This is a genomic window from Paenibacillus sp. FSL W8-0919, from assembly GCF_038003785.1.
GTDB classification, from domain to species: domain Bacteria; phylum Bacillota; class Bacilli; order Paenibacillales; family Paenibacillaceae; genus Paenibacillus_AQ; species Paenibacillus_AQ lactis.
Genome location: NZ_JBBOPV010000001.1, coordinates 3582093 through 3600347 on the forward strand (window position 1 = coordinate 3582093; position 18255 = coordinate 3600347).

General features: G+C 52.1%; 23 protein-coding genes. All 23 read left to right on the plus strand.

Annotation, left to right across the window (positions count from 1 at the left end):
* The first annotated feature begins 5 nt into the window (after positions 1-5).
* Positions 6-548 (plus strand): ATP-dependent protease subunit HslV, encoded by a 543-nt coding sequence (gene hslV, locus NST44_RS16315; protein ID WP_007128763.1) that lies wholly within the window; start codon positions 6-8, stop codon positions 546-548.
* Positions 549-597: 49 nt separating this feature from the next.
* A complete protein-coding gene (hslU, locus tag NST44_RS16320) occupies positions 598-2001 on the plus strand; it encodes an ATP-dependent protease ATPase subunit HslU (RefSeq protein WP_007128762.1) in 1404 nt (467 codons plus the stop codon).
* 434 nt (positions 2002-2435) lie between these two features.
* The gene (gene flgB / locus NST44_RS16325) at positions 2436-2843 is read left to right on the plus strand and encodes a flagellar basal body rod protein FlgB (RefSeq protein WP_007128761.1); all 408 of its coding nucleotides are present in this window, start codon (positions 2436-2438) and stop codon (positions 2841-2843) included.
* A gap of 5 nt (positions 2844-2848) precedes the next feature.
* Positions 2849-3298 carry a flagellar basal body rod protein FlgC gene (gene flgC / locus NST44_RS16330; RefSeq protein WP_007128760.1) on the plus strand — a complete coding sequence of 150 codons (450 nt, stop codon included), beginning with the start codon at positions 2849-2851 and terminating at the stop codon, positions 3296-3298.
* 44 nt (positions 3299-3342) lie between these two features.
* Positions 3343-3654, plus strand: a complete 312-nt coding sequence (gene fliE / locus NST44_RS16335) for a flagellar hook-basal body complex protein FliE (RefSeq protein ID WP_007128759.1) — start codon at positions 3343-3345, stop codon at positions 3652-3654.
* Between the two features lie 34 nt (positions 3655-3688).
* Positions 3689-5269: a flagellar basal-body MS-ring/collar protein FliF gene (gene fliF, locus NST44_RS16340; protein WP_007128758.1), complete on the plus strand. Its 1581-nt coding sequence runs from the start codon at positions 3689-3691 to the stop codon at positions 5267-5269.
* Between the two features lie 11 nt (positions 5270-5280).
* Positions 5281-6297 (plus strand): flagellar motor switch protein FliG, encoded by a 1017-nt coding sequence (gene fliG / locus NST44_RS16345; protein ID WP_007128757.1) that lies wholly within the window; start codon positions 5281-5283, stop codon positions 6295-6297.
* Entirely contained in the window at positions 6290-7144 is an 855-nt protein-coding gene (locus NST44_RS16350) for a FliH/SctL family protein (RefSeq protein WP_040738187.1), read from the plus strand. Before fliG ends, NST44_RS16350 begins: the two co-directional genes overlap by 8 nt.
* Positions 7128-8447 (plus strand): flagellar protein export ATPase FliI, encoded by a 1320-nt coding sequence (gene fliI / locus NST44_RS16355; RefSeq protein ID WP_007128755.1) that lies wholly within the window; start codon positions 7128-7130, stop codon positions 8445-8447. The genes NST44_RS16350 and fliI overlap by 17 nt, the downstream gene beginning before the upstream one ends.
* A gap of 9 nt (positions 8448-8456) precedes the next feature.
* Positions 8457-8900, plus strand: coding sequence for a flagellar export protein FliJ (fliJ, locus tag NST44_RS16360; protein ID WP_007128754.1), 444 nt, complete (start codon positions 8457-8459; stop codon positions 8898-8900).
* A 39-nt stretch (positions 8901-8939) separates the two neighbouring features.
* Positions 8940-9875, plus strand: coding sequence for a MotE family protein (locus NST44_RS16365; protein WP_100085182.1), 936 nt, complete (start codon positions 8940-8942; stop codon positions 9873-9875).
* 62 nt (positions 9876-9937) lie between these two features.
* Positions 9938-11299 (plus strand): flagellar hook-length control protein FliK, encoded by a 1362-nt coding sequence (locus NST44_RS16370; RefSeq protein ID WP_007128752.1) that lies wholly within the window; start codon positions 9938-9940, stop codon positions 11297-11299.
* Positions 11300-11319: 20 nt separating this feature from the next.
* Positions 11320-11940, plus strand: a complete 621-nt coding sequence (locus NST44_RS16375) for a flagellar hook capping FlgD N-terminal domain-containing protein (RefSeq protein ID WP_007128751.1) — start codon at positions 11320-11322, stop codon at positions 11938-11940.
* The gene (locus NST44_RS16380; RefSeq protein WP_007128750.1) at positions 11937-12326 is read left to right on the plus strand and encodes a TIGR02530 family flagellar biosynthesis protein; all 390 of its coding nucleotides are present in this window, start codon (positions 11937-11939) and stop codon (positions 12324-12326) included. Before NST44_RS16375 ends, NST44_RS16380 begins: the two co-directional genes overlap by 4 nt.
* Before the next feature lie 79 nt (positions 12327-12405).
* A complete protein-coding gene (gene flgG / locus NST44_RS16385; RefSeq protein WP_007128749.1) occupies positions 12406-13230 on the plus strand; it encodes a flagellar basal body rod protein FlgG in 825 nt (274 codons plus the stop codon).
* Positions 13231-13282: 52 nt separating this feature from the next.
* Entirely contained in the window at positions 13283-13507 is a 225-nt protein-coding gene (locus tag NST44_RS16390; protein ID WP_007128748.1) for a flagellar FlbD family protein, read from the plus strand.
* Positions 13504-13965: a flagellar basal body-associated FliL family protein gene (locus tag NST44_RS16395; RefSeq protein WP_007128747.1), complete on the plus strand. Its 462-nt coding sequence runs from the start codon at positions 13504-13506 to the stop codon at positions 13963-13965. The genes NST44_RS16390 and NST44_RS16395 overlap by 4 nt, the downstream gene beginning before the upstream one ends.
* Positions 13966-14000: 35 nt before the next feature.
* Positions 14001-14999 (plus strand): flagellar motor switch protein FliM, encoded by a 999-nt coding sequence (gene fliM / locus NST44_RS16400; protein WP_007128746.1) that lies wholly within the window; start codon positions 14001-14003, stop codon positions 14997-14999.
* The gene (gene fliY / locus NST44_RS16405; RefSeq protein WP_007128745.1) at positions 14989-16257 is read left to right on the plus strand and encodes a flagellar motor switch phosphatase FliY; all 1269 of its coding nucleotides are present in this window, start codon (positions 14989-14991) and stop codon (positions 16255-16257) included. The genes fliM and fliY overlap by 11 nt, the downstream gene beginning before the upstream one ends.
* Before the next feature lie 28 nt (positions 16258-16285).
* A complete protein-coding gene (locus NST44_RS16410) occupies positions 16286-16651 on the plus strand; it encodes a response regulator (RefSeq protein WP_007128744.1) in 366 nt (121 codons plus the stop codon).
* Positions 16652-16663: 12 nt separating this feature from the next.
* On the plus strand, positions 16664-17188 hold the full coding sequence (locus NST44_RS16415) for a flagellar biosynthetic protein FliO (protein ID WP_007128743.1): 525 nt from the start codon (positions 16664-16666) through the stop codon (positions 17186-17188).
* Complete coding sequence (gene fliP, locus NST44_RS16420; protein WP_007128742.1) at positions 17185-17937, plus strand: flagellar type III secretion system pore protein FliP; 753 nt, start codon at positions 17185-17187, stop codon at positions 17935-17937. Before NST44_RS16415 ends, fliP begins: the two co-directional genes overlap by 4 nt.
* A gap of 41 nt (positions 17938-17978) precedes the next feature.
* Complete coding sequence (fliQ, locus tag NST44_RS16425) at positions 17979-18248, plus strand: flagellar biosynthesis protein FliQ (RefSeq protein WP_007128741.1); 270 nt, start codon at positions 17979-17981, stop codon at positions 18246-18248.
* Positions 18249-18255: the final 7 nt, after the last annotated feature.

An 18255-nucleotide genomic window follows, 5' to 3' on the forward strand; every position in this document is an offset into this window, starting at 1 on the left:
CCATCATGGAAATGACTTTTCACGCTACGACGATCTGTGCAGTACGGCATAATGGCAAAGCAGCCATTGCCGGCGACGGCCAAGTCACGTTCGGAGAAAGTGTAGTCATGAAGCAGACCGCCAAAAAAGTGCGCCGTCTTTACCGGGGACAAGTTGTCGCCGGTTTTGCCGGTTCTGTGGCGGATGCGATTACGTTGTTTGAGAAATTTGAGGGCAAGCTGGAGGAGCATCATGGAAACCTGCAGCGCGCGGCCGTGGAGCTGGCCAAGGACTGGCGCCAGGATCGGGTGCTGCGGAAGCTGGAAGCTTTAATGATTGTGGTGGATAAGACAGGGATGCTGCTGATCTCCGGCGGGGGCGAAATTATTGAGCCCGACGACGATGTATTGGCGATCGGCTCGGGAGGCAACTTTGCGCTCTCGGCAGGACGTGCGCTGAAACGGCATGCATCGCATATGGAGGCCAAGGATATCGCGCGAGAGGCGCTTCAGATTGCTTCAGAGGTTTGCGTATATACGAACAGCAATATTATTGTAGAAGAGCTGTAATCATGCTTTACGGCAGCGTATAGCCATATCAGGGCGGGAGGTATTCACGGTGAATAAAGAATCTATGACTCCAAGACAAATTGTTTCCGAGTTGGATAAATATATTGTCGGCCAGAAGGAAGCGAAGAAATCTGTTGCGGTTGCGCTTCGCAATCGCTATCGGCGCAGCTTGCTGTCCGATGAGGAGCGCGATGAGATCGTTCCGAAAAACATCCTGATGATCGGTCCTACGGGCGTCGGCAAAACGGAAATTGCCCGGAGGCTTGCAAAACTGGTGAACGCTCCTTTTGTGAAGGTGGAGGCTACGAAGTTTACCGAGGTCGGGTATGTGGGACGCGACGTGGAATCGATGGTTCGCGACCTTGTGGAAACAGCAATTCGCATGGTGAAGCTGGAGCGCACGGAGAAGGTCAAGGATAAAGCGGAAGAGATGGCGAACGAGCGGATCGTGCAGCTGCTGGCCCCATCAACCAAAAGCCAGAAGAGCCAGCGCAATCCGTTTGAGATGCTGTTCGGAGGCAACAATCCGTCTCAGGCCGTAGAGGATGATGCGGAGGATAAAGACGAAAGCCTGAAGGAGAAACGGAGACAGATCCGTTTCAATCTGCTGTCCGGAAAGCTTGAGGATGAGACGATCGAAATCGATGTCGAGGACACCGCTCCGAATATGTTTGATATGTTCGCGGGGCAGGGGAATGATCAGATGGGCATGAATATGCAGGAGATGTTCGGCAGCCTGATGCCGAAGCGGACGAAGCGGCGCAAGCTGTCCGTTAAGGAAGCGAGAAAGGTGCTTACGCAAGAGGAGGCGGCCAAGCTGATAGATATGGATGATGTCATCCAGGAGTCCATCCGGCGTGCCGAACAATCGGGCATTATTTTCATCGATGAGATCGACAAGGTTGCCAGCCAAGGCCGCCAATCGGGACCGGATGTATCCAGGGAAGGCGTTCAGCGCGACATCCTGCCGATCGTGGAAGGCTCTACCATCATGACGAAGTACGGGCCGGTGAAGACGGATTTCGTGCTGTTTATCGCCGCAGGCGCTTTCCATATTGCGAAGCCGTCAGATCTGATTCCGGAGCTGCAGGGCCGCTTCCCGATCCGCGTGGAGCTGAACAGCTTGACGCTGGATGATTTTGTGTCCATTTTGACCGAACCGAAGAATGCGCTGACCAAGCAATATATCAATTTGCTGCGCACCGAAGAGCTCGAAGTGGAATTTTCCCCGGAGGCCATTCGGGAGATTGCCCAGATTGCTGCCTCAGTAAACCAAAACACTGAAAATATCGGCGCCCGCAGGCTCCATACCATACTGGAGAAGCTGCTGGAGGATCTGTCGTTTGAGGCGCCTGAGCTCACGCTGGAGCGCATGGTCATTACGCCCCAATATGTGAGAGAAAAGCTGGCCGGCATCGCCCAGGATCGGGATTTGAGCCAATATATTTTGTAATTCGGCAAAGAAGGCGCTCAGGTGTAAATGTTTGTCGATGCAAATGAAGTCCAAGATGTCGAAATATTTGCGTATGTTGGAAGCGATCAGGACCGAATTCGTAATTTTTTGTGAACAAGCGGACCTGCACCTGGACCTATACCTTGGGAAGAAAACTTTAAATTTTACAAAATCAGTATTGAGATTTGCAATATTTTAGAAAAAAACGAAACGAAAATGAATAAAAAGCCCTTATTCTTGGAAAAAGATAGGGCTTTTTTCTTATTGTAAAAAGTCCCAATCTTTAAGAAACTTAGTTTATGTGACATCATGCTGTCTTTTTCTACTTAAGACCTAGATTAGGGCGTACGGATTATGTTTTTTGTCGAAAAAAGAGGATTTAGCTAGGAAGAGTGGAATACTTTTCTGCAGGTCCAGTCAGGAGGAATGAGCTAGTGAATCTGTTGAACAATAGTTCCTTTCAGCGGCTTCAAGGCGGTTTGGACGCAGCGAATCTGAGAAACAGCGTCATTGCCAACAATATCGCCAACGCGGATACGCCTCATTTTAAGAGATCCGAAGTATCCTTCGAGAGTCTTTTGAAACAGGAGATGGAGGGAGCTCATCTTACGCTGCAAGGGAGAAGGACGGATCCAAGACATATACCGATCGGTCCAACCGGCAGCATTCCAAGCGCTTCGATTACGAATGACAGCAGCAGCTCTATGAACAACAACGAGAATAATGTCGATGCGGATCGGGAAATGGTGCTGCTCGCGGAGAACCAGCTCCGATACCATTCGTACATACAAGCGGTGAATGAGCAAATTCGCATGATGCGTACAGCGATTGAGGGGAGATAAGGTTCATGAATATTAGCAACGGCTTTTCGATCAATGCATCGGCCCTTACGGCCCAACGTCTTCGCATGGACGTCATTTCTTCGAACCTTGCCAATGCGGAAACGACAAGAGCCCGGATCGAGAATGGACAAGCGGTACCATACCGCCGCAAGACCGTAGTTCTTTCGCCGCAGAGCGAGTCGTTCGAAGGGATGCTTAGAGCCCAGATGAACGGGGAAACCGCGGGCCAAGGGGTAAGGGTGGCTGCCGTGAAGGAGGATTCATCTCCGCTTAAGCAGGTATACAACCCGACTCATCCGGACGCGAATGCCGAGGGATATGTCTATATGCCTAATGTCGACGTCACAAAAGAGATGGTGGATATGATCGCGGCTACCCGGTCCTATGAAGCCAATGTGACTGCCATTAATGCATCGAAAGCCATGATCATGAAGGCGCTGGAGATCGGCAGATAGTGTAGGGTAGGCGTTTAGATACAGAAAATTAGGAGGGGAAATCGATGATTCAAAACACAATGTTCCAAGCCTCGGGCGTTTCGCCCCTTCAAATGCGAGAGCAAGCCACGGTGGCAGAGAAGACTCCTGCCGAATCCATCCGCAGCTTCGGTTCGTATTTGAGTGATGCGTTGAACTCTGTTTCCGCACAGGAACAACAGGCTCATGTCATGAGCGACAAAATGATGATTGGACAAGTCAACGTGGATCAGGCGATGATATCCGCCCAGCAGGCACTGTTGAGCATACAGCTCACAACACAGGTCCGAAACAAAGTGGTAGAAGCCTATCAAGAGATCATGCGCACGCAAATCTAAATGTTTCTAGCAAAGTTTCGGATGGGGTGACGATGTGAACGAGAGAATCGCCCAATATCGGGATCGAGTGACCCAATATTGGAATCAATTTAGCAATAAGCAAAAAATAATGTTGACCGCTACTGTAGTCTTCGTACTGATTGCACTTGTTGTACTGACGATGCAGTTCTCCAAGACAAAGTACGAGGTGGCTTTCCGGGATTTGAATTCCAGTGATGCTGCCGGCATTATCAGCCACCTGGAATCGCAGAGTATTTCCTACAAGCTGAGCCCGGACGGACGAAGCATCTCCGTACCGAGCACCGAGGCGGCCAGAGTACAGATTGACGTCGGCTCACAGGGCCTGGTGCAAAACGGAACGATCGGCTTCGAAACGTTCGAGCAAAATGCATCCGCGATCGGCATGACCGATAATGAGTTCGAAGTGAAATATGTAAATGCACTGAACGGCGAGGTTGAGCGTCTGCTTGAGAAGATGCAGGGCGTCCAAGATGCCACCGTGCTGCTCAATCTGCCGAAAGAAAGCGTGTTTGCCAAGACCAACAATGAAGATCAGGCCAGCGCCTCCGTTGTCCTGCATTTTAAACCGGGATACCGGCCGAATCAGGAAGTGATCGACGGTTACTACAACCTGGTGAAGACGGCCATACCCAGCCTTCCGATCGAGAATATAACCATAACCAATGATGAAGTTGAACTTCTTGCCACGGCCAAGGGTGGTCAGGGCGGACTGATCGGCAGGGTTGAAGAGAACTTTGCACTGCAGAAAAAATTTGAAAGCGAAGTACGACAGAATGTGCAACAGTTCCTGTCCCAGTACATGGGGTCAAGCAAAGTGAACGTACTCGTTGCTTCCAAGCTGAATTTCGATCAGGTACAGAGCAAGGAAAATCTCGTAACCCCCGTTGATGAAGAAGAGATGAAGGGGATCGAGCTCAGCGTACAGGAAATTCAGAAGAATTATACCGGAACCAGCAGTCCTGCCGGCGGAGTTGCCGGTGTGGGCGAAGAAGCGGTTCCCGGGTATCCGAGCGATTCCGAGAGCGGACAGACAACGTCGGAAGAGACGTCGTCAACCATCAACTATGAAGTGAATCGCATTACAAAGGACATCATTGCGAGTCCATATACTGTTAAAGACTTAACCATTAATGTCGCAGTTGAACCACCTGCGGGCCAGCAAACGCTGGACGAAGACACCCGAACGGCGATCCAGAACATTCTCATCAACATTGTGAGAGCTTCGCTTGCCGATTCAGGTACTACCTATACAGACGCACAATTGCTTCAAAAAGTTTCGGTTAATTCGCAGGTATTTAATGTAAATCCGGATGTAAATTCGAAAACCGTTCTGTCCCAGCCGGTACTGTGGGGAATCGGCATAGCTGCATTGGCTTTGATCGCGGGAGGCACGTATTTCTTCATTCGCAAACGCAGAAGACAGCAGGAAGAATTCGAGGAAGATATTCCGCTTCCGCCGGTGACCGAATTCCCATCGATCAATCTTGAGAGTGTAACGAACGAGAGTCAGGTCCGAAAGCAGCTCGAAACGTTGGCGAAGAAAAAGCCGGATGAATTCGTGAATCTGCTGCGTACATGGCTGGCTGAGGAATAGAGGTGGAAGCATTGGTTAAGGGAAACAACCAACAATTATCCGGGCGCCAGAAAGCCGCTATACTGCTGATTACGCTGGGGCCGGAAGTCTCTGCACAAATATTCAAGCATTTGCGCGAAGACGAAATCGAGCAGCTGACGCTGGAGATTGCGAATGTGCGCAAGGTCGACAGCGGCGAGAAAGATAGCATCATTCAGGAGTTTCACCAAATTTGTCTTGCACAGGAATATATATCGCAAGGCGGCATTAATTACGCTAAAGAAATTTTGGAGAAAGCGCTCGGGCAGCAGAAGGCGATGGAGGTTATCAATCGCCTGACCGCAACGCTTCAGGTAAGGCCGTTTGATTTTGCCCGCAAGGCTGATCCGAGCCAGATCCTGAATTTCATTCAGAATGAAAACGCCCAAACCATCGCGCTTGTGCTCTCCTACCTGCAATACGACCAAGCATCGGCGATATTATCCTCGCTTCCTCAAGAGAAGCAGGCCGAGGTTGCCCGGCGGGTTGCGGTCATGGACAGCACGTCTCCGGAAGTTATCGCTCAGGTCGAGCGCGTGCTGGAGCAGAAGCTGTCGGCAACGGTGACCCAAGATTACACCAACGCAGGCGGCATCGAGTCGATCGTTCAAATATTGAACGGAGTCGACCGAGGCACGGAGCGGACGATCCTGGATTCGCTCGAAATACAGGATCCCGAGCTTGCCGAAGAAATCAAGAAGCGGATGTTTGTATTCGAGGATATCGTCAATGTCGACAATCGTTCGATCCAGCGCATCATTCGCGATGTCGAGAATGCGGATTTGCAGCTTGCGCTTAAGGTGGCAAGCGAGGAAGTCCGGGATGTTATTTTCCGCAATATGTCCAAGCGGATGGCGGAAACCTTCCGCGAAGAGATGGAGTACATGGGCCCTGTGCGGCTGCGTGACGTGGAGGAAGCTCAGACACGGATCGTAAGCACGATCCGAAGACTCGAAGAAGCGGGCGAGGTTATCATTGCCCGCGGCGGAGGAGATGACATTATTGTCTAACTTGATCAAACCGTCCCACTATACAACGATGGATGTCTTGAAAGAGTTGGATGTAGCGCATCGGTACGCCGCTCCTGCCGAAGAAGCGCAAGCGGAGCCGGCACCGCCCGCCGCTGCGCCGGCGGTCATGCACACGCTGGCCGAGGCCGAGCGGATCAAGAGCGAGATGCTGCGCGATGCCCAGGAATTTGCCGAACGGCAAATACGCGAGGCCTCCGAGGAAGCCCAGCGTCTGCTGGCTGAAGCCGAGCAGCAGATCGATGCTTGGTGGAAGGAACGAAGGCTGCAGGATGAGGATTTGTCCGAGACATTGAAGATAGAGGGCTTCAACCAAGGCTACTCCGAGGGAGCTGCCAAAGCCGAGCTGGAAATGAAGGAGCTGCTGGAGAAGGCAACGGCCGAAGCCAGCGAGCTTCTGCAGCTTGCCCACCGGGCAAAGGAAGATTTGATCCAGGAGGCTGAACCGTTTCTGGTCGAGCTAAGCTGCAGCATTGCCGAGAAAATACTCGATCATCAGCTGACGATTGAACCGGAGTTCACCTTGGAGCTGATTCGGAAGAATCTTGCGCGCAAACGGGAGAAAGGTTTGATTTCGCTCTGCGTTGCCCCTGAGCATTTTGAGTTTGTGTACGCGGCAAGAGAAGAGTTATCATTGGCGATCGATTCCCAGGCGGAGCTCCAAATCCTGCCGGATGCTACGGTGAAGGACCGAGGCTGCGTGATCCGCTCGTCTTTCGGAAGCGTGGATGCACGAATCGATACGCAGCTGGCGGAAATCAAGAAGGAACTGGTGCGCGTCGCCCTCGATGACGAAGAACGGAGAAATCAGGATGAAGAAGCTGAATAGCGCCCGGTATATCGAGCATTTAAAACATTTGGACCCGGTCCGCATCAACGGAAAAGTGACCCAAGTCATCGGCTTGATGGTAGAGTCCGAAGGCCCGGATGCGAGCATCGGGGACGTGTGCTATATCTATCCGACGAAGCAATCCAAGCCGCTGAAAGCCGAGGTTGTCGGCTTCAGAGACAACAAGGTACTGCTAATGCCGCTCGGTGAGCTTCATTCTGTAGGACCGGGATGCGATGTGGTGGGAACCGGGAAGCCGCTCAGCGTTCAGGTCGGTTCGGAACTGCTGGGCAAAGTGCTTGACGGATTGGGGCAGCCGTTAGACGGCTCGTTGATCCCGGCCCGTATGCCGCACTATTCAACCCATAACGTTCCGCAAAATCCGCTGAATCGTCCCAGAGTGAAGGAGCCGATCAGCATCGGGGTGAGAGCCATCGACGGCCTTCTCTCGATCGGGAAAGGACAACGGGTCGGCATATTTGCCGGTTCGGGCGTCGGGAAGAGTACGCTGATGGGAATGATCGCCCGTAATACGTCGGCCGACGTGAACGTGATCGCTTTAATCGGAGAACGCGGGCGCGAGGTGCTGGACTTCATCGAACGGGACCTCGGACCCGAAGGTCTGAAGCGTTCCGTCGTCATCGTAGCCACCTCGGACCAGCCGGCTCTGATCCGGATCAAGGGAGCTTTGATTGCGACGACGATTGCCGAATATTTTCGGGACCGCGGGCTGAATGTGATGCTAATGATGGACTCCGTGACCCGCTATGCAATGGCACAGCGCGAGGTCGGACTAGCCATCGGGGAGCCGCCGGCAATGAGAGGTTACACCCCTTCGGTCTTTGCAAGCCTTCCAAAGCTGCTTGAACGCGCTGGTACCGGACCGAACGGTTCCATTACGGCCTTCTATACGGTATTGGTGGACGGCGATGACATGAATGAGCCGATCGCCGATGCGGTGCGGGGGATTCTGGACGGTCATATCGTGCTGAACCGGAGCATCGCCAATAAGGGACATTTCCCTGCGATCGACGTGCTGGCCAGTATCAGCCGCGTGATGAAGGACATCGCTCCGGAGGAGCAGATTGAGGCTTCGGAAAACGTAAAACGCTTGATGGCCATATATAAGGACTCCGAGGATTTAATTAACATCGGGGCTTACCAACAGGGATCTAACGCCGACATCGACGAATCCATCGAGTACATTCATCGGATATGGGATTATACGAAGCAGAAAGTAAATGAAAAAACGACGCTCGCCGAGGTTCAGGAACGTCTGATTTCCGAATTTTCAAGGAGATGACTTTGAAGAATGAAATTTCAATACGCATTCCAGAAAATCGTAGACCTGAAGAGTAACGAGAAGACCCAGGCCGAATGGATGCTGTCGAGCGCCATCGGGAAGCTGCAGGCGGAGGAGAAAAGCCTGACCGAGCTGTACCGGATGCGAGAGCAAATGTATGCGGCCGAGCAGGAAGCCGTTACGCGGTGCGCGGCAATCGCCGAAATCCGCAATATTCAGAGCTATGCTCAGTACTTGGAGCAGTGTATTGAGCGGAAACGGAATGATATTCGGCTCGCCCATGTAAATGTTACGAAGAAGCAGGAGATTTTATCGGAAAAAATGCTGGATGAAAAAGTGTGGTTAAAAGCAAGAGACAAATCGCACGAGAAATTTCGGCATGAAAGTCTCCTTCGGGAACAAAACGAGCTGGACGAGCTGGCGACGGTACGTTTTGCGATCAAAGCCCGATAATGAATCCGTTGGCAGCCGGGTTAAGACCGCGAAGGAGGAATGAACGTGGCAAGAAAAGACATGCCGCTCGATAAGGAAGAATCAAGCGGTGGATTTGAACGGATTTTGCTGATTCTCGTACCGGCCATTTTTACGATCGTTCTTCTAGGGGCGCTTGCGATCTTCTTTAGAGCGGATGTTCGGGACGGCATGATCGATCTGGCGAACAAAATTCCGATTGTGAAGGATTGGGTTCCCGATCCGGTGCTGACGCCGGAAGAGCAGAAGCTGAAAGAAGCGAAGGAGCAGGAAGAAAGCGCCGAAGCGACGATCGTTGAGCTGAAGAAGCAGCTGGCGGAGCGCGAGGAGACGCTAAGCGAGGTCACCGAGCAGAAAGCCGCCCAGGAGAACAAAGTGAAAGAGCTGGAGAGCCAGATTGATTCGCTGCAGAACCAGAACACCGGAAGCCCGGAGCAGGAGGAAGATCCGTATACGAAACAAATCCGTGAGCTCGCCAAGCTGTATGCGGACATGAGTCCAAGCAAGGCTGCGCCGATCATGCAAAATTTGACCCTTGAGGAAATGGTGCTGATGCTGAGCCAGATGAAGAGCAGCAACCGGGTGGCGATCCTGGAGAAGATGGACCCAAAGACAGCGGCGGAAGCCACGATGATGCTGAAGGATGCCAAGCCCTCCGAGGACTTGGCGATCGCGGCGCTGCAATCCCGAATCAAGAAAAATGATACGGAAGCGGCAAGCAGCAAGACGAGCAGCAGCAACCTGGACAAAAATCAGCTGAATCAGACGTTTGCAGGCATGACGCCGACCAATGCGGCGGAGCTGCTGATGCAGACTTACAAAATCAGCCCGGCCAAGACCATGACCATCTTGAATACGGTCGATGACGCGACGCGTTCCAGAATTATGAACGCGATGTCCTCGAAAGACCCGGAGCTTGCAGCAAGAATACTGAATCGACTTATGGGCTCCAAATAAACATCAGATCCGCTTACGGTCTGAACTTTTCCGGTCGCACGGGAGAGGAGGTGAATAAGACGATGACGATGACAGTGCAAGGCATGTCCTCCACAATCAGCAGCTCTTCGGCAAGCGGCAAGACGAGCGCACAAGGCAGCTCACCAGCGGGCGCTTCATTTGATGCGACGTTGACATATCAGATGTCGAGCGCAGGCGGCGGCTCCTCTACAGCTGCTTCGGAGACAACGGTCAAGCTGGAAGGTTTGGTACAAGGCTTGCCGGCTGAAACAAATGAGGCGATTGAGGGATTGCTCGAAATGCTGCAAAGCCTGCTTGGGGAGCTGGATAAACTGGACCAGGCATTGGCGGAAGACCCTGCCTTGCTTGAAGAGCTGCAGAGCTGGCTTGCTCAAGCAAGCATGGTGCTAAACGGCGCCGGCGTCCAGGCCCAAGGATCCGATGGCAGCGCGGCAATGTCCCCGCTAGCCCAGCATACGGACACGGTACGTTTTGTAATCCAGGACACACTCACTCAGATAAAGGCCTTGATTAGCAGTGCCGGAAAGGTGAGTCCGGGAACGGAGACCGCGGTACACCAGCTGGTCCAGTCGTTCCACAGCTTGATGGGCAACAGCGCAGGCAATGTGAAGCAGGCAGCCGAGCATGTGAAACCTTCACATCAGGCGGCAAATGGTTCTGCACCTGCGACTGAGGCCAATGCAGCGGCAACCGCGACGGCTGGAAGAACACAGTCCACCAACGCAGCGCCGTCAGCTGGTCCGAATGCTGGCCTTCTGCCGAATGCTGGCCAAGGCGGAGAAGTCTCCGCTAAAGCGGCTGACTCGAATGGAAGCGGCGAACCATGGATGCCTGAACACGGCACCGTAACCGCCGGACAGCTAGCGCTTCGTTCAGGAACTCAGGTAGCGGTAAAACCTGCAGCCCCTCCGGTACCGGTCGAGCGGTTTGCTAGTGAAATGACTTCCTTCATTATAAACAAGCTCGAAATCGTAAAGCAGCAAGGCTTCACGGAAGCGAGAATATCGCTTAATCCAGAGCATTTAGGTCAGGTAGATATCAAATTAACGATGCAAAACGGACAGCTGATCGCTCAATTCATGACCGCTAAGGCGGATGCAAGAGAGCTGATCGACCAGCAAATGGCGCAGCTTCGCACAGCGCTCGTTGCTCAAGGTCTTCAAGTGGAGAAAATCGAGGTTACGCAAAGCAGTCAGCCTTCCACAGCCAATATGTATCAGGACGGACGACAGTCGGGCTCAGGTCAGCAGCAGTCCCAGCAGCGCTCGAAAGGGAAAGATACCCCTTCGGATGATGCCGTACTGGCTGCCAGCTTGACGGAAGAATGGCATGATTGGATTTCCGAGATGCAGGCCGATGAAGGACAAGCTGTTCAAGCCGGAACATTTACCGCGAAAGCTTAATTGCGAGGAGGTGAACACGAATGGCAACGAATCCAGTATCCACAAGCAACATGTGGCCGAACTATTCGAAAGGAAATGTCAGTAACAAAGGCGGTAAAGGGCAAGAGCTGGGAAAGGATCAGTTTCTAAGCATCCTGATTACACAGCTGCGGCACCAAGATCCGCTTCAGCCGATGCAGGACCGGGAATTTATCGCTCAGATGGCCCAATTCACCTCCCTTGAACAGCTGATGAACATCAACACGCAGTTAACGGCAATGAGTCAATCCCTAGGCTCGGCTTCAAGTCTGATCGGCAAAGAGATCAGCTGGATGGAAAAATCGGTCAATACCGATGATCTCACCTGGACGGAAACGCCGAAGGACGGTACGGATTCCCTAGTCATGAAGACCGGAATCGTGGAGTCGATTATTGTACGGGACGGCGTTCATTACGCCAAGGTTGGCAGCAGCGAAGTGCTGCTCAGCGATATATTGAGGGTTGAGAACCCGGCTGCCGAGCCCGAGGAGCCTAGTCAAGGAGGAGCTGAGGCCGGTGCGGCTGACGCGCTTGCTTCTGAACCGGCACCTGCCGACGTAGGAGATCCGGATTCCGGGCAATCGGATCAGGGCGAACCTTCGGCCGGAGGGAATGCGCCATGAGTGATCGAATGATGATCGGCCATTTATACCCCGGAAAATTGCATCCGGCCGCGCTATCGCCCGAGCGGCGAACGGTATCGGCTTCATCCGATGCGCCAAGGGGCAATTTCAAGGAGCTGTTAAATGAAAATCTGCTCCGCATCAGCAACCATGCCGCGAAGCGACTGGAGCAGCGGGGGATTGAAATCAAGGGTGACCAGCTCGTTCAAATCCAGAGCGCGATCGATAAAGCCGCAGCGAAAGGCAGTAAGGAATCACTGATTCTGATGAAGGATATGGCGCTCATTGTCAATATTCCGAACCGGACGGTGGTCACGGCGATGGATGGCAACGCCATGAAGGACAATGTGTTCACCCAGATCGACAGCGCAGTCATAATTTCATGATTTACTGGCTGGCCCGTCAGGAAGCCAGGCGGCCGCCGACCGACAGAAGCGGCCCATATAAGAAGGAGGATGAATCCCTGTGTTAAGATCCATGTACTCCGGTATTTCCGGGATGAGAGGCTTTCAGACCAAGCTGGACGTAATCGGCAACAATATTGCCAATGTCAATACCGTTGGATTTAAGGCTGGACGGGTAATGTTTAAAGATATTCTTAGCCAGACGGTGTCCGGCGTGACGCCGGGAACGGACGATCCGACAGGCGGCGTTAATGCCAAGCAGATCGGCCTTGGTGTAACGATCGGCTCGATCGATACCCTGCATACGCCGGGAAGCGCCATGGTCACCAACAACCCGACGGATTTACGCATCGACGGGGACGGATTTTTCATGGTCAAGCTGAGCGATGACCAGGAAGTTCCTTTCCTGACCCGTGCCGGCGATTTCCATGTCGACGTTGCGCGAAACCTTGTAACGTCTGACGGTTTCCTAGTGCTCGACTCCGGTGGCGAGCCGATCACGCTGGAAGACGACGTAACTGCGTTCACGATCGCTCAGAACGGTGCCATCATCCAGAAGATGAGTGACGGAACAACGGCTGAAGGCGCGATTATCGGGGTAGCGAAGGTGCCGAACCCTGAAGGTTTGGAGAAGATTGGCGGCAATCTGTATCGCGTGACATTGAACGCAGTGCCGGACGGAGACCTCGAGGCTGTCATGTTCGAAGGCAATAACGCAGAGGAAGGCACCGGTGCAATCATTTCGGGGCAGCTGGAAATGTCCAATGTGGACCTGACGGGCGAGTTCTCCGAGATGATCGTGGCACAGCGCGGCTTCCAGGCCAATTCACGGATCATCACCACCTCCGATGAAGTGCTCCAGGAAGTCGTTAATCTGAAACGATAAGGTTGGATCAGGGGGGGATCCTCCCTCCCTTTTATGAACAAGGAGGCAGCCCATGATATCGGTAACGAGGTTAAACGGGTCGCAGATGTGGCTTAACGCACTGCTGATCGAAATGGTTGAAGAGACTCCGGACACCTATATCACATTGATTAATGGAAAACGATTGATTGTGTTGGAAAGTGCAAATGACATCGTAGCTTCCATTAAAGCGTATCATCACGAGGTTGGCATTCATCAAGCAACCATTAAAGTGCAGCAAATGGAGGAACCTTCATGAAAAAGATGCTACCCTGGTTAATTACGATTTTGTTGTCCATCACATTGATCGTGCTTGCGATATTCTTGTTGTCCGACAAGCTGACGGAGGAACCGAAAACCGCTTCGGCCAGCGACAAGCCTGCCGCTGCGAATCTGTCGGCAGACGAGATCGTGGAGATGACATCGGAAATTACCGGCATTAAGACAAATCTGGCGGATCCACAGTACATTGCCCAGATGGCTTTTGCATTTCAGTTAAGCGACAAGAAAGCTAAGGCGGAATTCGACAAAATCAAGGAAATCAAGATCAAACCGATCATTATCAAGACGTTAGCCGACACGGAGCCCGAGCTGTTAAACGATTCGAAGGGCCGTGAACAGTTTACTGCCAAGCTGCAGAATCTGATCAACAAGTCGTTAACGTCCGGCAGATTGATTCAAATCGATATGACCGATGTGCTGATCGCCGGAATCTAGACTGTTCGTCGGATGACCTGTAAGGGGGTGAGTAGATGGTTGATGTATTATCGCAGAATGAGATCGACGCCCTATTGGCCGCGCTCTCTTCCGGTGAGATGGATGCGGAGGAGCTGAAGAAAGAGGAAACGCAGAAGAAGATTCGTTCTTATGATTTCAAAAGAGCGCTTCGCTTCTCAAAGGACCATATTCGCAGCTTGACACGTATCCATGAAAATTTCGCACGTTATCTTACAACATATTTCTCGGCACAGCTGCGTACTTTTGTGCAAATCAATGTGGTGCAGGTTGAACAGCTCCCATACGATGAATTCATACGTTCCATACCGAAAATGACGGTGCTCAACATTTTTGAAGCTGAGCCGCTCGAAGGGCGAATGGTGCTTGAGGTTCATCCAAACATCGCCTATGCGATGCTGGACCGCCTGCTGGGAGGAACCGGGGTCGCGCCGTCCACGATCAACTCGATGACCGAAATCGAGACCATTATCATGGAACGGATTTTCAGCCGGGCTTTCGACAGCCTCAAGGAGGCCTGGAAAACGGTGCTGGATATTTCTCCGCGGCTTGAGGCGCTGGAAACGAATCCTCAGTTTATGCAGATCGTTTCCCCGAACGAAACCATTGCGCTGATCTCGCTGAGCACTAAAATCGGCGATACCACGGGAATGATCAATCTCTGTATTCCCCATGTCGTGCTGGAACCGATCATGTCCAAGCTGTCCGCGCATCAGTGGTTCATCTCTGAGAAAAAAGCCAGAATCCCCGAGGAAGTGGACGCGCTTAAGCAGCGGGTAAGCAAAGCTCAGCTTCCGATCGTTGCCGAGCTTGGCGTTTCACAGCTGACCGTCTCCGAATTTTTAGGACTCTCGGTCGGGGACGTTATTTCACTGAACAAGCCGGTGCATGACGGGTTATCCATCAAGGTCGGCGACAGACTGAAGTTTATTGGCAGTCCCGGAACGGTAAAAGACCGGGTTGCTGTACAAATCGATGAAATTGTCATCGAAGGAGCTGAAGAACTTGACGAGTAAAGATTATTTATCCCAGGAAGAAATCGACGCCTTGCTGAAGCAGTCGGAAATGGCATCGGATCCTTCTTCTTCGGCGGCTACCGTAGATGATGTATTGACGCCTCTGGAGCAGGATGCGCTAGGGGAGATCGGTAACATTACCTTTGGCAGCGCCGCTACGGCCTTATCCACGCTCCTCGGCAAGAAAGTAGATATTACGACGCCGAGAGTGTCCATCATCAAGCGAAGCCAGTTCGAGGAGGAGTTTCCAAAGCCGCATGTTGCCGTTCATGTTACGTATGTCGACGGCTTCGAAGGCATCAACTCTCTCGTGATCAAGACTCGCGACGCCCAGGTGATCGCAGACTTGATGCTGGGCGGAGAAGGCAACCCCGAAGAAGGGGAGTTAAACGAAATCCATATCAGTGCCGTCCAGGAAGCGATGAACCAGATGATGGGCTCTTCCGCAACGAGCATGTCCACGATATTCAACCGGTTTGTCAATATTTCGCCGCCGGGCATCGATATTTTGAACATGGTGAGCGGAGAAGGCGTCAACAATCTGCCGCAGGACGAAACCTTGATCAAAATTTCGTTCCGTCTGATTATCGGCGACTTGATTGATTCGACCATCATGCAGCTGCTCCCTGTTCAATTTTCCAAAGACATGGTTCGCATGCTGATTAACGGCACGGATGAGCCTCAGCCTGTGAAACAAGAGACTGCAGCGGCGGTAGAGACACCGGCCCCGGCTCCGGCGCAAGAACCGGCAGCTCAGCCTACCCAGCCGCCCGCTTATGCACAGGATGCAGGGAATGCGCAAGAAGAAGCTCATTATGGTTACAATGCGGCCATGCAACCCCAAGGAGGACAGGCTCCGAATGCGATGCCGTATGGACAGCCGCAAATGCCTCCGCAGACGGGGCCGCAGCATTACGGCGGCATGCACGGCCGGAATGTGAACGTGCAGCCGGTGCAGTTCGCCAATTTTCAATCGGCGCCTTACCCGCAGGTGGATGAAAACAATCTGAACTTGCTGATGGACATTCCTCTTAAGGTCACCGTAGAATTAGGAAGGACTCAGAAGCAAATTAAGGATATCCTGGAAATGTCCCAAGGTTCGATTATCGAGCTGGACAAGCTGGCGGGTGAACCGGTAGACATCCTGGTCAATCATAAGCTGATTGCCAAAGGCGAGGTTGTCGTCATCGATGAGAACTTTGGCGTACGTGTGACGGATATCGTGAGCCAATGGGACCGAATTCAAAAATTACAATAGCACAAACATTTAGGGAGGATTTTTATCAATGGCTAACCGAATTCTGATTGTGGACGACGCTGCATTTATGAGAATGATGATCCGTGACATTCTGGTCAAGAACGGATTCGAGGTTGTAGGCGAGGCTCAGGACGGCTCGCAGGCGATCGAGAAATTTAAAGAGCTTCGTCCGGATCTGATTACGATGGATATTACGATGCCTGAAATGGATGGGATCGCTGCGCTCAAGGAAATTAAAAAGATTGATCCTAACGCAAAAGTCATCATGTGTTCCGCGATGGGTCAACAAGCGATGGTTATCGATGCCATCCAAGCCGGAGCGAAGGACTTTATCGTTAAGCCGTTCCAATCGGACCGCGTCATTGAAGCCATCAACAAAACGCTTGGCGTATAAGGATTGTTTCTTATGATGATGGCGGCTTCCGATGAAATCGGCACAGGTGGTACTGGCGGATATTATTTACAGTTATTTTATGTCTTTGTCGTTCTTGCCATCATCATCGCATTGATCGTTCTCCTGATTCGCTTCTTAGGCAAAAAGAATCAGAGCTGGATGCAGGGCCGCTCCATTCGTACGCTCGGTGCGGTTGGGATGGGCCCTAACAAATCCCTTCAGCTCGTTGAAATCGGGGGCAACATCTATGTGATCGGGGTTGGCGAAGACGTTCGGCTCTTGGACAAAATTTCCGATCCCGCGGAGGTCGCGCTGATTCAGGCGGCATTTGAACAGGATTCAGGAATGTACAGCGGGGCGCTGCCGCCTTTTGTAAGCAAATTGGCGGCAAAACTCCGTAAAAACAAGCAACCGGAAGAAATCGAATGGGATGACAGCTCCTCTTTTCACGAGGTGTTCGAATCTAAACTGCGCAGCGTACCGAACCGGAAACAAAAGGTCGAAGAATTGCTGCGGGAGGATCATAAGGATTCATGAATAAAAAGATTACGATTGCTATCACGATGTTTATGCTGGCCGGGATGCTGCTATCCCGTACGGCATTTGCAGATCCGATTCCGAACATCGATATTCAAATCGGCGGGGAAGGGGAGACTCCGGGGACAAGCTCGTTGTCCTTGATCCTCCTGATTACCGTTCTTAGCATTGCACCGGCCTTGCTCGTGCTGATGACAAGCTTTACGCGGATCGTCATTGTACTCGGGTTTGTCCGCACATCTCTTGGAACACAGCAAACTCCGCCGAACCAAGTGTTGATCGGGTTAGCCCTCTTCCTTACCTTGTTCGTTATGGCTCCGACGTTTTCAACCATGAACGAGGTTGCGCTGCAGCCGTATCTCAAGGGTGAAATCAGCCAAACCGAGGCGCTGCAGAAGGCCCAGGATCCGATCAAGAAATTCATGTTCTCCCATACGCGGGAGAAGGATCTGCTGCTGTTCATGAATTACACGGGAACAGAGAAGCCGGAGTCGTACGAGGACATCCCGTTGACCGTCATGGTGCCGGCCTTTGCCATCAGTGAGCTGAAGACAGGCTTTCAGATGGGCTTTATGATCTTCATTCCGTTTCTGGTCATCGATATTGTCGTTGCCAGCGTTCTGATGGCGATGGGGATGATGATGCTTCCGCCGGTCATGATCTCGCTGCCGTTCAAAATATTGCTCTTTGTCCTTGTGGACGGCTGGTATCTGGTGGTCAAATCCATGCTGATGAGCTTTAATCCGTAACGTTTGAAACGGCAAGTAATTCGAATACAGGGGGACTCGCCGTGAGCTCTGAATTTATTATCGGCCTTGCAGGGCAGGCCGTTTACATTGTGCTTCAAGTGAGCGCGCCCATGCTGGTTCTCGCTCTGGTAGTGGGACTTATCATAAGTATTTTCCAAGCGACGACGCAGATACAGGAGCAGACGCTGGCATTCGTTCCAAAGATCATAATTGTTCTTATCGCGCTCCTGCTGTTCGGTCCTTGGATATTGACAACGTTGGTGGATTTCACCCACGGAATTTTGGACAATCTCTACAAATATATCGGATAGGCTGAGT